This is a genomic window from Rhodococcus sp. GB-02, assembly GCF_053470465.1.
Genome location: NZ_JBPUKE010000006.1, coordinates 1 through 13,013, shown reverse-complemented (window position 1 = coordinate 13,013; position 13,013 = coordinate 1). Strand labels below are relative to the sequence as shown.

Below are 13,013 nucleotides of genomic sequence, written 5' to 3'. Positions count from 1 at the left end.
TCTTGCTCAGATGAGGCCGCCGCGTCGCGCAGCCTTGAGCGCGTCGCGTCGGTTGCTCACCTCCAACTTGCGATAGATCCCGCGAAGGTGCGTCTTGATCGTGTTGACGGAGAGGAACAGCGTGTCGGCGATGGACTCCGTGGTGTCTCCCGAAGCCAGTTCGCGTAGCACGGTGTGCTCGCCCGGGGTGAGGATCGGCGCACTCACCAGCTCTTGTGGGCGTATTCGATTGCGTACCTGTTCGGCAAAAACTTCCTGATCTCCGAAATGTCCACTGAAATCGTCGAATACCGGCCGCAGGGCTGTGCCGTGGTCGAGGAAGGGGCGCAGGAGGCCACCGGTTTCTGCGGCGTGGAGAGCTTTGTGAAGAGAGCGAAAAGACTTGCGTTCGTGACCTGTTGCGGCGTGGATCCCGGCCTCGAGCGTCCATGCGTAGATGTGATGCGCAAGCAGCGGCTCTGCGGAGGATGCGAGAGCTTCGGAGACTTCGGCGAGGGCTTCTGCGAACTTGTTGGCAGAGAACGCGACGGCACCTCGTGCGAGGTGTATCTCGGAGGTCTCGCCGAACCGATCGGCCGCATCGCGTACGAGTCGGCCGGCCCATTCCACTTCGCCGACCGACAAACAAGCGTTGACGACGGGCGGTAGGAGAGCGAGGGTCGCCAACGCGAAGGTGCGTAGTCCGATCGCACTGAGCATGGCGTCGCGAATGTCGGCGGCAGTCGACCGTCGGTCGGCCGCGTCGTCGAGGCTGTGAAGCCCGAAGGTCACGACGGTATGCCAGCCGAACACTGGCGCGCTGGCGCCGAGAACGTCTGTGCTCCGATAGTTTCCGATGGTGGGGATGCGGTACGGAAGATCACCCGTGGCGCACAGGTACGCCGCGAAGGCGACCACCGACGCTGACAACTCGTACTCCGCTGTCGTCGTGATTCGGTGTTCGATCGCGTAGTCGAGAGCGTAGGTGGAATGCGCCCTCATCGCCACGATGTCGCCGCTGAGGGAAGCGACATACCCCAATCCGGTCAGTGACTTCAGGACGAATCGCGACCGGACTCGTAGTGCCCCGAGGGCGGCGGCCTGGGTGCACTCGACAGTCGCCCTTTCGAACTCGCGCCGGAGCAAGTGCGCCGTCGCCAATTCGAGGTGCACATAGGCCTCGACGTCGGAGTGGGTGCTGTTCGGGCGTCGCTGCAGGCGTGACACCAATGGTTCGTTATCGGAAGTTGCCGAAACGCAGGAGATTTCCAGGCTCATCGCCAGGAACAACGGATCGTCTGCAATGGGGGGATGAGTTGCCTCGAGAAGGTCGAGACATGTCATCGCGGAGGTCACGTCACCGGAATGGAGGGCGGCCGCTGCCAGAATCAGTCGAGTGATCGGGGATTCCGAGACCTGCGTCGGCGCGGATTCGAGGACTCGCACGACGTCACCGCTGTGACCGTCGAGTACGAGTCCCAGCCCGCAGCGTTCGAGAAACGCGAGAATACGGCACGGGTCGCCGATCGATACCTCGAGTTCGAGCGCCTCGAGTTCGAGATGATGGCTTTCGTACCAGGTTGCTGCGCGCACGTGTGCGCGATTTCTCTCGTCGTGATCGACGCGACGGAACTCTGCCCGAAGATGTTCGCGCAACAGCGGGTGATAGCTGAACCACGTTGTGTGGTCGGCCGAATCGGTACGGGTCACCGGGAAGTTGAACTGAATCAGAGAGTCGATCTCGGATCGTGCGTTCGAGTCGGTCAGAGTTTCAGCCAGTTCGGCGGAGAACGAATCGACTATCGATGTCCGCAGCATGAACGAGGTGATGGGTTCGGGTAAGGACGTCAGCACCTCGTCGACCAGGAAATCGGCGATCGGCCGTGGTGTGTGCGTGAATTCGTCCAGCGCGTCGGCGATGTCACTGCGGCCAGCCAGAAACGCTGCGGTGAGGCGAACAACAGCGCCCCACCCCTTGGTGAAGTCTTCGACGATTGCCATCTCGTCTTCGCCCAACATGATGTCGTATTCACTGAACATCGTAGTGATCTCGGAGCGGTCGAACGCGAGATCGGTGGATGCGAAGCGAGTGAGTCGACCGTCCAGAGCCAAACGATGCCACGTGAGGGGTGGTTCGTATCGTGCGGCGACGATGATCGACAGATTGCCTGGGGTGTGTGTGAGTATCCGATCGAGAAGACTGATCGACAGCGGATCGTGAAGTGTGTGAACGTCGTCGAGGATCAGCGTCGTTCGACGACCGTGTGTTTCGAGAGTTTCGGCGAAGTGCGCGAGCCATTGCTCCACCGGTCGCCTGGATCCCGTTTGCGCGGGAAGCCCCCGGTCGGTCGGATCGATAGGCGTGGCGATTGCTTCGGCCAGGGATTCACACAGCACCGACACGTTGTTGTCGCGCTCGGCGAGAGTCAACCACGCCAGGTCCGCATCGGGGGAAGCTCGAGAATACTCGCGCGCCCAATCGGCCAGCAGCAAGGTCTTCCCGGCACCGGCAGGGGCGGACAGCAATCCCACGGGTCCAGGGCCGACGCCATCGGCAGCGGTGGACGCGGTGAGTTTGCGGTGCAGGCGCGGACGCGGGACCAGTCCTTTGACGGCCGACGGCGGGTGAAAGCGACCGTTGATCGGAGCGCCGGGCACGCGCGCACGCTCACCGCGCTGAGACGCGTCGAGTGTCACTGCAGCGGCATCACGAAATGGGCTGCTCATCCGACTCCTGTTCGACTGGCTCCACTGGACGCGACCGCTGGATCGAAATTTTGAACGAGTTAGATGATGCAGAACTACCCAATTCAGACACCTAATAAGCGCCCAAGTAAGAAATTCGGACCAAAGTCCCTGATTTAGTGGAGTGAGTTTCGAACTACGAACGGCGTTGCCAGTTCTACCGCCCGGACGGCGGGGTGCGAGCAAACCTCGAATATCGGTCGAATACCTTTTCCAGGCCCACGAGATCCGGATCTGACAACAAGGCTGCCAGAAGTACACGTGCCTGCCCGGCCCGAAGATCGGTGGAAAATACAGCGCCTGCGGCGATCAAGTCGTGGCCGCCACCGCCGCCGCCGTAAACCGGGGAGATTGGCCCCGAGGGCACCCGAGTTGTCACGGCTACCGGAATGTGAGCGTCTACGCAGTCTCGAACGGCCTCGACGATCGTCGGATTGGCATTTCCCGAACCGAGTCCGTCGAGAACAAGTCCATTTGCTCCGGCGCTCACGCAAGCGTCGATCTGTACGCGGTCTGCCCCGGGATACACGGCGATGATGTCGACGCGGGTGTCCGAAATCGGATGCCACGGCAATGGTTCGGGAGTGCGCAGCAGGGCCGGATCGATCCGCAAGGAGCGGAAGGCATCGAGTGCCGTCGTGTCGGCCTTTCGCGTACCTGCGGCCGGATGGACCGAACCGCCGAATGCGATGAGGACACCACGCCCGTGTGACGAGATGTCCAGCCCGGCTGAGATCGCCGCGGCCAGATTCGAACGAGCGTCGGACTCGGGATGGTCGAAAGTGCGCTGGGCCCCGGTGAAGACCACCGGACGTCGGTCGTCGTGGTGGAGGTCCAACAAGAACGCAGTTTCCTCCATCGTGTCGGTGCCGTGAAGCACGACCACCGAGTCGAGTCCGGGATCCTTCAATTCATCGGCTACGGCATCGCGAACACGATCCATATCCGCGAAGGTCATGCTCGAGCTGTCCTTCGACATCACGTCCACGACCCGAAGCTCGATGTCGGTCTGCTCATTGCCGAGCAGATCTGCACCGGTGATTGCGGGCCGGCTGATTCCCTGCGCATCCCGGGTGCTGGCGATGGTGCCTCCGGTAGTCACAACTGCGACTTTCGACACTGTGGTCCTTTCACGTCATGCTGCGGGGGTCGATGGCCAACGCGCTTACACGATTCCTGGCGCCGTACCAACCAATCATCAACAGCGGTGCGATGATCGCGATGGATCCGACGGTCCACGTTCCAACAGGGTTGTCGAATGCCATCAACACGATAACGACCGCAAGAAAGATCAGTGTCGCGATCCCTGTGTACGGTGCGCCGAATATGCGGAATGGAGGGCGCGTGACTTTGCCTTGTTTCGCAAGTTGCCAGAGCTTCAACTGGCACAACACTATTACCGCCCACGCACTGATGATGCCGAGGGCCGCAAGATTGAGGACTATTTCGAAGGCTTGCGCTGGGACAACAGCATTGAGCCCGACGCCGAACAGGATGACCACGCCGGTGAGTGCGATTCCCCCGTACGGCACTCCGGCTTTGTTCATTTTGGCAGCGAAGGCAGGCGCCGAGCCTGCCATTGCCATCGAATGGAGTATTCGTCCGGTCGAATACAATCCGGCGTTGAGGGAAGACAAGGCTGCCGTGAGAACGACCAGATTCATGATCGCATCCGCGCCTTGGATGTTGATCGAACCGAAGAATGTGACGAATGGACTTTCACCGGCGTGGTACTCCGTGTACGGGAGCAACAGCGAGAGCAGTAGAACCGATCCCACGTAGAAGACGAGGATCCGAATGATCACTGTGTTGATCGCCTTGGGTATCACCTTCCGGGGATTTTCGGTCTCTCCTGCCGTGGTTCCCACGAGTTCAATTGAAGCGTAAGCGAACACGACGCCCTGAATCACGACGACTGCCGGCAGTATTCCGTTGGGGAACAGCCCACCGTTGTCGGCGATCAGGCTGAATCCGGAGGAATGCCCTTCGATGGGCGTGCCGAAGAGTACGAAATAGACACCGAACCCGAGGAACGCGGTCAACGCCACGACCTTGATCAACGCGAACCAGAACTCCAGCTCTCCGAAGACTTTCACGGACACCAGATTCAGTCCGAGAACCAGTACCACCGCGATCAGAGCGAACATCCACTGATCGATGTGCCCCAGTGGCGCCCAGTACTTTTTGAAGAAGTTCATGTACAACGCCACAGCCGTGACATCGACCACGGCAGTCATTGCCCAGTTCATCCAGTACAGCCAACCCGCAGCGAAAGCCATCTTTTCGCCGAAGAATTCACGTGCGTAGGAAACGAAGGATCCGGAAGTCGGTCGGTGCATCACCAGTTCGCCGAGTGCCCTCAGGATCAGGAACGCGAAGAACCCGCACAGCGCGTACACGAGAACCAAGGCCGGGCCCGCCTGTTGTAGTCGCCCTCCTGCACCCATGAAAAGGCCGGTTCCGATCGCACCACCGATCGCTATCATCTGAATCTGTCTGGGGCCGAGCGCCTTCTGATATCCGAGATCCTCTTCAGTGGCAACTACGGCGTGAGGTGCCTCTTCTCGTTCGACGGTCATCAAACCTCCTCCGCAACGGCGGTAGCATGAGACTTCTCGCCCGAAACGCGGAGATTGGCGAGATGTTCGGGGCTGAGCAACCGATCGAGTTCCTCGCGGTCGAGCAGGCCGGCTTCGATTACGAGATCGGCGACGCGACGCCCGGAAATCAACGCCTCCTGGGCGATCCGAGTGGACGCGGTATATCCGATGTAGGGGTTGAGCGCGGTGACGAGGCCGATGGAGTCTTCGACTCGCGCGCGCAGCAGTTCGGTGTTGGCCGTGATGCCGAGTACGCACCGGTCCGCCAGAATGCGGCAAGCCGCGCCGAGGTGTCGCATTCCTTCGGACAGTGAGTGCACGATGATCGGCTCGAAGGCGTTGAGTTGGAGCTGCCCGGATTCCGCAGCCATCGTGATCGTCACGTCGTTGCCGATGACTTCGTACGCGACCTGATTGAGGACTTCGGGAATGACCGGATTGACCTTGCCCGGCATGATCGACGAACCTGCCTGCACCGGTGGAAGATTGATCTCGTTCAATCCGGCTCGAGGACCAGAGGAAAGGAGCCGAAGATCGTTGCACACCTTGGACAACTTCACAGCGACCCGCTTGAGTACGCCGGAGAGGTGGACGAACTGGCCCACGTCTTGGGTCGCTTCGACCAGATCAGTTGCCAACACCAGCGGCAGTCCGGTCAACGCGCCCAGGTCGGAACAAGCCACCTCGGCGTAGCCGGCAGGTGCGTTGAGGCCAGTGCCGATAGCAGTGGCGCCGAGGTTGATCTCGTGAACGAGTAGAGCGGCCTCAGCCAGACGCGCCCGGTCCTCCTCGATCATGACCGCATAGGTGCCGAACTCCTGACCCAGAGTCATCGGCACGGCGTCCTGCAGTTGGGTGCGTCCCATCTTCACTGTGTCGGCGAACTGGAGAGATTTGGTCGTGAACGCATTCTGAAGTACATGAAGTGCATCCAGCAGGTCCTCGATCGCGAAGATCGTGGAGATATTTACGGCCGTGGGGTAGACGTCGTTGGTCGATTGGCTCAGGTTCACGTGCTCATTGGGGTGAAGTCGTTCGTAGTCGCCGCGCTGGTGGCCGAGGATTTCCAACGCGCGATTGGCGATGACCTCGTTGGCATTCATGTTCGTCGACGTTCCGGCGCCACCTTGGATGACGTCCACCACGAACTGTTCGTGCCACCGACCGTCCACGATTTCCTTGCATGCCTGTGAGATGGCCTCGGCGCGCGGGCGGTCGAGGATGCCCAGCTTCTCGTTTGCGCTGGCTGCGGCCCACTTGACGTAAGCGATGCCGCGGATCAGATGCGGGTTCGTGGCGATTGTTCGACCAGTGATCGGGAAGTTCTCCATTGCGCGCAAGGTGTGGATACCCCAGTACGAATCGGCTGGAACTTCGCGATCGCCGAGCAGATCGTGTTCTGTTCGCGTTTCGAGCACTTGATCAATTCCTCGTGTCTCTTCGCGCAAGCATCACTCTGCGCGGTGGGTGTATTTCGGGATCGCAGCGCTGACGGACATGTAGTAGACCCGCCCAGCTATCGGGCTATCAGGCTGTCTGACAGGTGTCATTGTTACCTCGCTCACTCAGGCACGTCAACCCTTCACCAGGTGCGATGTTTGACGCGGGACTTCGGCAGTCGCGACAATGACGGCATGAACCTGTCAGACAGCTGGGCCACCAGGCGACCCGTCGCCGCGCGGGTGAGTGCTGCCGAGGCAGTTCTCGCAGACCTCCGTGCCGCAATAACCTCCGGAGAACTGGCAGTCGGAGAGCGGCTCCCGTCCGAGGCGTCCCTGGCCGAAAGACACGGGGTCAGTCGATCGGTAATCCGTGAAGCCCTGCGCTCGTGCCATGCTCTCGGGCTCACTGAGACAAAATCCGGGCTCGGCACCTTCGTCGTCAGCGACTCGATAGCGCGAGACCTCGACTTCGGCAGTTATGCGGCCAACGAATTGGTCGAAGCGCGGCCTCATGTCGAAATTCCGGCCGCAGGATGGGCTGCCCAACGACACACAGCGGAGGAACTGGCGGCCCTCCGCGGACTGGTTCAGCAGATGCGTGAGGAAGATGATCCGCTCGTATGGGTTGCACTCGATGCGCAATTTCACGGACTGATTGCAAAAGCCAGTAGAAATCGGGTCTTCGAGTCGGTAATCGTCGATATCCGTGAAGCGTTGACAAGGCAATCCGAGACACTCAATCTTGTTGCCGGTCGCCAGGAAAAGTCGAACAAGGAACACGAACGAATAGTCGAAGGAATCGCATCCGGGAGTTACGACCACGCCTCCAGGGTGATGGCCGAACATCTGGACGCCGTCAGGATGACGCTTGAAACTCTTGTCCAAGAAAGTGATCCGCTGTGACGGTGCGGCCGCGTAGGTCTGTCCTCGCCTACGCAATCTTCGCGGTATCAGTGGCCGGAGCGTTGGCGGGTTGCAGTTCGTCCGACACCTCGGTGGCACCGACTACCGCGTCGTCTCTGACTACCACGGCAGCCGCACCGCTTACGAGTGCCTTGTCACCATCGACGCCGGAATCAGAACGCGCCCTCTTCGACGCTGTGGACCGCAATGACCCGGCAGCGATCACCGCTGCCCTGGATGCCGGCGCGAACATCGAAGCTCGCGGCGGAGGCGAACGCACTCCGCTCGTCGAGGCCACCAAGAACAACACCGTCGCCGCGGCGGCGACGTTGATTCTTGCCGGGGCAGACGTGAATGCGAAGGACTCCATGCAGGATTCGGCCTTCCTGTATTCCGGAGCCGAGGGATTGAACGAGATTCTGGCGCTCACGCTCACCCACGGCGCGGACGTCGACAGCGTGAACCGTTACGGCGGTACGGCTCTGATTCCCGCGAGTGAACACGCGCATGTCGAGACGGTCCGGATGCTGATCGCTGCCGGGGTCCCGGTCAATCACGTCAATGATCCAGGGTGGACTGCCCTACTCGAAGCTGTTGTGTACGGTGACGGATCCGCGCGCTATGTCGATGTGATCACCCAGCTCCTCGACGCTGGGGCAGATCCCTCGATCCGGGATGCGTCGGGAAAGACCGCGTTGGACAATGCCGAAAGTCGTGGTCAGGCAGACGTTGTGGCGCTGCTTCAATCGCGGAGCTGACGCCAACGAGTCGGGCTGACTCCGTAGGCCTGCCGAAAGCGTCGGCTGAAGTGGCGGACACTCATGTCCGTCGCACCCGGTGTTTCCAGGATCGAAACGGGCATGTCCAGGCTTACCGCAGTTTCTCGCTTTTCGACGAGAGGGAAGGAAACGCATGAAGATCTCACGTGTATTCACAGCAGTTCTGGCAATGCTCGTGACAGTCGCGGCCGGACTGATCTTCGGCTCTGGCGCCGCGGTGGCAAGCCAACTGTCGTTCTGGTTCACGGCGCCTTTGCCGACGCGACCAGTGGGGACGGCGTCGCCGCCGACTTACGCTCGCGCGGCTATCGAGTCGTGGTGCCGGACAATCCTCTGCGTGGGCCAGCTTACGATGCGTCCGTGATCGAGAAGACGGTTGCGGACATCGACGGACCCGTCGTGCTCGTAGGCCACTCGTACATCGCGGCGTTTGCTCCGGTTCAGGGAGAACCGGTACAGATCACGATCGATCCGATCCGATTCCCGGGCAGCCAATTGCTGCCGCCGGCTCTGGGATTGAAGATCGTGGACGATCCTCACGCGATCGGCGGTAAGAATGTCGACGGCTAAGTCACGGACGAGTATTTCCATTCCGTCTTCGCTCCGGACGTTGCCGACGAGACAGCGGCAACGATGTTGGCGCATCAGAAGTCTGCGGCTTTGTGGGCGAACCTCGAGCTCGGCGGGCCTCCGTCGTGGGCGAACACACCGAGCTGGTATCTGGTCGCCGGTGAGGACCGAGTGATCCCCGCGACGGCGCAGCGGTTCATGGCAAACCGGATGGGAGCGAACACGAGCGAACTACCGACGTCACATGCATCGCTGGTTTCACAGCCAGGGGCAGTGGCAGACGTGATCGTGGCGGCCGCTCACGGTTGAGTGAGCGACCGCCACGAGAGAAGAACAGGGTCAGGCGGAAACGATCACCGAGGAGCCGTGGCCGAACAGGCCCTGGTTGGCGGTGATTCCGATGCGAGCACCTTCGACCTGGCGGCCTTCGGCCTGTCCACGAAGCTGCCAGGTGAGCTCGCACACCTGCGCAAGTGCCTGTGCGGGAACGGCTTCGCCGAAGCACGCGAGACCGCCGGACGGATTGACCGGGATGCGGCCACCGATACTGGTGTCACCCGCACGCAGAAGGTGCTCGGCCTCTCCCCGCTTGCACAGGGCAAGGTCTTCGATCCAGTCCAGTTCCACCGAGGTAGCGAGGTCGTAGACCTCGGCGACGTCGACGTCCTCGGGAGAGATCCCGGCTTCCTCGTACGCGGCGTAGCCGATGGATTCCTTGAACGTGCGCTCCGGAGCCGGGACGGCGGAGCTGGAATCGGTGGAGAAGTTCGGCATATCCATGATCGTCTGCGGGAACGTCGGCGTGACCGTCGAAATAGCCTTGATGCGAACAGGTTCCGCGATGCCCATCTTGCGGGCGTATTCCATCGACGTCAGCAAGATTGCGGCGCCGCCGTCGGACGTCGCGCAGATGTCGAGCAAATGCAAAGGATTGGACACCACGGGGGAGGCCAACACGTTCTCGACGGTGACTTCCTTGCGGTAGCGCGCATTCGGATTATTGAGCCCGTGCTTGGCGTTCTTGACCTTCACGTTGGCGAAGTCCTCCGCGGTGGCGCCGTAGAGGTCGATGCGACGTCGCGCGTTGAGCGCGAAGTATGCCGGGTTGGTCATACCCATGAGGCGGAAGCGCAGCCAGTCCGGGTCGTCCCAACGCTCACCGGCAACGGGAGCGAGGAAGCCCTTGGGCGTGGTGTCGGCACCGACAACCAGCGCAACCTCACTGAGGCCGGACAGGATTCGGGCGCGTGCGGTATCGAGTGCCTGGGCTCCAGTCGCACACGCGGCGTACGACGTGGCGACGCGAGCGCCGTTCCAGCCGAGTCCCTGCGCGAAGGTGGCTCCGGCGACGTATCCGCCGTAACCATTGCGGACGGTCTCACCGCCGACGATGAAGTCGACGTCTTGCCAGTCAACGCCCGAATCGGCGAGCGCGGCGCGAGCGGCGGCAACGCCGTACTTCACGAACGACTGTCCCCACTTGCCCCACGGATGCATGCCCACACCGAGTACTGCGACGTCTTTGCTCATGACTGCGACTCCTGATCGGCGGCGACAGGCTTCCAGCGCCACGTCGTACGTACTCCGGTTTCGTCCGTGTACAGCGGCTCGACAACCAATTCGACGGTATTGCCGACCTTGAGATCGTCGACGCCGAATCCGTCGGCCACCTGGCCGAGGATGACGATGCCCTCGGGCAGTTCGACTGCGGCGAGAGCAAAAGGCTCGTACGGATCCGAGCGCGGGATGTACGGCGGCGGGGGCTGGTACTGCGCGTCGGTGTACGACCAGACAGTGCCGCGGCGGGAGAGTTCCACGTCGTCGAACTCCTCGCTGAAGCAGCTCGGGTTCTTGCAGAACGTCGCCTCACGAGGGAAAGAAATGGTGCCGCAGGATTGGCACTTCGTGCCGATCAGAGCAGGTTCGTCGCCGGTCGTGAACCAACCCTCTACTGCAGGTGTCACACTCCCGTTCGGCGCCGGCGTTGCAGTCTCGCTCATGCAATCCTCATCTGGTTGGCGAGCCTGATCCGGGGGGATCGTGAGCTCGCTGTGCCGCTTACTGGAACAGGTTGCAGTATTACACGATTTTGGCCGCTGACGGGCATATATTTTCGCTGAGTGGGACGCTGCCGGAACGCAGACAGCCCCGCCGGGCAGACGAGTCTGCAGGCGGGGCTGTGTGCGTGAAAGCAGCTGTTTACCGGTAGCGGATCAGCGAGCGCGAACGGGTCGACCGAATCGACGCGTCGGTTTCACCCGGGCCGCAGCGTCGAGAATGGAGGTGATCTCGACCTGATCCAGAACCTTTTCGCGGACACGGTCGTGCGCAGCGCCGCGTTCCAGTTCCGCCTTGTCGATGGCGTGCCAGCCCTCGCGGTCGACTACGTCGGACTGTCGCGCCCGGACCAGACGATCGACTGCGGAGTCGTCGGCGACCGGATTGGTCAGGCGTCCGTCGTTGAAGTCGTCGACGAGCATCCTGATCGTTTCCTGCGCGCAGGACTTGTTGGTGCCGATGAACCCACTCGGTCCGCGCTTGATCCAACCGGTCGCGTAGACGCCGGTGGCGGGATCACCGTTCGGAGCCTCGAGGACGCGGCCGTGCTCGTTCGGAATGACCGAAGCACGCTCGTCGAACGGGACCCCGGTGATGGGCACTCCGCGGTAGCCGATCGAGGTGAGAACGAGCCCGGCATCGATGGTCTCGGTATCGCCGGTCGCCTCGATCTGCACGATTCCGTTGGCGTCGACAAGGGCGTTGCGAGCGAACTCGATTCCACTGACATGATCGTCGCCGGTGATCGACGTCGGCGTGAGCAGGTAGCGCAACGTGATGCGCTTGTTGCCGACGTCGACGTGATCGCGGTTCTTCAGGGCTTCGAGGAGACGCAATTTCTGCTCGACGGCATGCGGAAGCTCGCCGCGTTTTGCCAGTTCTTCGGTGGCCGAGTCGAGAACCATGTCGTCGGGTCCGACGGACAGTTCGATGTCCGGCAGTGCCATCAGGCCGGTGAACTCGGGGACTGTGAACGCGGACTGCGCGATTCCGCGTCGACCCACGATGACAACTTCTTCGACGCGACTCTTCCGCAGAGCGGCGAGTGCGTGAGCGGAGATGTCGGTACCCGCCAACTTCTCGGGATCGGCCGTCAGGATACGAGCGACGTCGAGGGCGACGTTTCCGTTTCCGATAATGACCGCGCGGCGATGCGAGAGGTCGAAGACGTCGTCGGCGTGATCGGGGTGGCCGTTGTACCAGGCCACGAAGTCGGTGGCCGAGGCCGTGCCGGGCAGATCAGCACCGGGAATGCCGAGACCACGGTCGGACGAAGCGCCGACTGCGTAGAGCACCGCATGGTGATTTTCGAGCAGTTCGCTGTGCGAGATGTGCTTGCCGATCTCGACGTTGAGATAGAACTCGAAACCCTTTTGCGCGGCGATCTTGTCGAACAAGCGGGTGACCTGCTTGGTCTTCTGATGGTCCGGAGCAACGCCGGCGCGAACCAAGCCGTAAGGCACAGGGAGGCGATCGAAGACGTTGACCTGCACGTCGGGCTGCGTCAGCAACTCGTCCGCTGCATACATTGCGGACGGGCCGGAACCGACGATCGCAACGCGCAACGGCGGTCGGCCCTTGTCGACGTGAGCTGCCGGGATGACCTTGGCGAGAAGCGGCCGGGGCCGCTCTTCCTTGTAGAAATCCGCGTTGATGGACAGGAAGACTCGCTGCGGGTCGGTCAGCTTCGATTCGGGGACGATGGCGTCGACCGGGCAGGCCGAGACACATGCCCCGCAGTCGACGCAGGCCTGCGGATCGATGTGCAGCATCTCGGCGGTGAGGAAGTCCGGCTCGTCCGGCGTCGGATGGATGCAGTTGACCGGGCAGGCGTAGACGCACGAGGCGTCGCTGCAACAGGACTGCGTGACTACGTGTGGCATGGCGCTATGAGTCCGATCTCGACTGTCCGGGAGCTACGCGGCGGCGTTGTGCGA

At 61.7% G+C, this 13,013-nt stretch carries 10 protein-coding genes and 1 pseudogene; 3 read left to right on the top strand and 8 right to left on the bottom strand.

Annotated features, from left to right (window positions below; all coding sequences use genetic code 11):
• Positions 1-6: 6 nt before the first annotated feature.
• From ACSW29_RS30905 to ACSW29_RS30890, 4 genes are all read right to left on the bottom strand, one after another.
• On the bottom strand, positions 7-2,706 hold the full coding sequence (locus tag ACSW29_RS30905; protein ID WP_448278987.1) for a LuxR C-terminal-related transcriptional regulator: 2,700 nt from the start codon (positions 2,704-2,706) through the stop codon (positions 7-9).
• A gap of 175 nt (positions 2,707-2,881) precedes the next feature.
• Entirely contained in the window at positions 2,882-3,844 is a 963-nt protein-coding gene (locus ACSW29_RS30900) for an asparaginase (RefSeq protein WP_448278986.1), read from the bottom strand.
• Between the two features lie 10 nt (positions 3,845-3,854).
• A complete protein-coding gene (locus ACSW29_RS30895; RefSeq protein WP_448278985.1) occupies positions 3,855-5,303 on the bottom strand; it encodes an amino acid permease in 1,449 nt (482 codons plus the stop codon).
• Complete coding sequence (locus ACSW29_RS30890; protein WP_317826118.1) at positions 5,303-6,742, bottom strand: aspartate ammonia-lyase; 1,440 nt, start codon at positions 6,740-6,742, stop codon at positions 5,303-5,305. The genes ACSW29_RS30895 and ACSW29_RS30890 overlap by 1 nt, the downstream gene beginning before the upstream one ends.
• 216 nt (positions 6,743-6,958) lie before the next feature.
• Here ACSW29_RS30890 and ACSW29_RS30885 point away from each other — a divergent pair, with 216 nt between their 5' ends.
• Both ACSW29_RS30885 and ACSW29_RS30880 read left to right on the top strand, forming a co-directional pair.
• Positions 6,959-7,669 (top strand): FadR/GntR family transcriptional regulator, encoded by a 711-nt coding sequence (locus tag ACSW29_RS30885; protein ID WP_448278984.1) that lies wholly within the window; start codon positions 6,959-6,961, stop codon positions 7,667-7,669.
• Entirely contained in the window at positions 7,666-8,427 is a 762-nt protein-coding gene (locus ACSW29_RS30880; RefSeq protein WP_448278983.1) for an ankyrin repeat domain-containing protein, read from the top strand. Before ACSW29_RS30885 ends, ACSW29_RS30880 begins: the two co-directional genes overlap by 4 nt.
• On the opposite strand, the gene ACSW29_RS30875 is transcribed toward ACSW29_RS30880, so the two are convergent.
• Positions 8,412-8,492: a helix-turn-helix transcriptional regulator gene (locus ACSW29_RS30875; protein ID WP_317826144.1), complete on the bottom strand. Its 81-nt coding sequence runs from the start codon at positions 8,490-8,492 to the stop codon at positions 8,412-8,414. The genes ACSW29_RS30880 and ACSW29_RS30875 overlap by 16 nt on opposite strands.
• An 89-nt stretch (positions 8,493-8,581) precedes the next feature.
• Here ACSW29_RS30875 and ACSW29_RS30870 point away from each other — a divergent pair.
• Positions 8,582-9,327, top strand: a pseudogene (locus ACSW29_RS30870) (alpha/beta hydrolase).
• A 30-nt stretch (positions 9,328-9,357) separates the two neighbouring features.
• Here the strand turns inward: ACSW29_RS30870 and ACSW29_RS30865 are convergent.
• From ACSW29_RS30865 to ACSW29_RS30855, 3 genes are all read right to left on the bottom strand, one after another.
• Positions 9,358-10,548, bottom strand: a complete 1,191-nt coding sequence (locus tag ACSW29_RS30865; RefSeq protein ID WP_448278982.1) for a lipid-transfer protein — start codon at positions 10,546-10,548, stop codon at positions 9,358-9,360.
• Entirely contained in the window at positions 10,545-11,018 is a 474-nt protein-coding gene (locus tag ACSW29_RS30860; protein ID WP_161120541.1) for a Zn-ribbon domain-containing OB-fold protein, read from the bottom strand. Before ACSW29_RS30860 ends, ACSW29_RS30865 begins: the two co-directional genes overlap by 4 nt.
• Before the next feature lie 213 nt (positions 11,019-11,231).
• The gene (locus ACSW29_RS30855) at positions 11,232-12,959 is read right to left on the bottom strand and encodes an FAD-dependent oxidoreductase (protein ID WP_448278981.1); all 1,728 of its coding nucleotides are present in this window, start codon (positions 12,957-12,959) and stop codon (positions 11,232-11,234) included.
• Positions 12,960-13,013 lie beyond the last annotated feature (54 nt).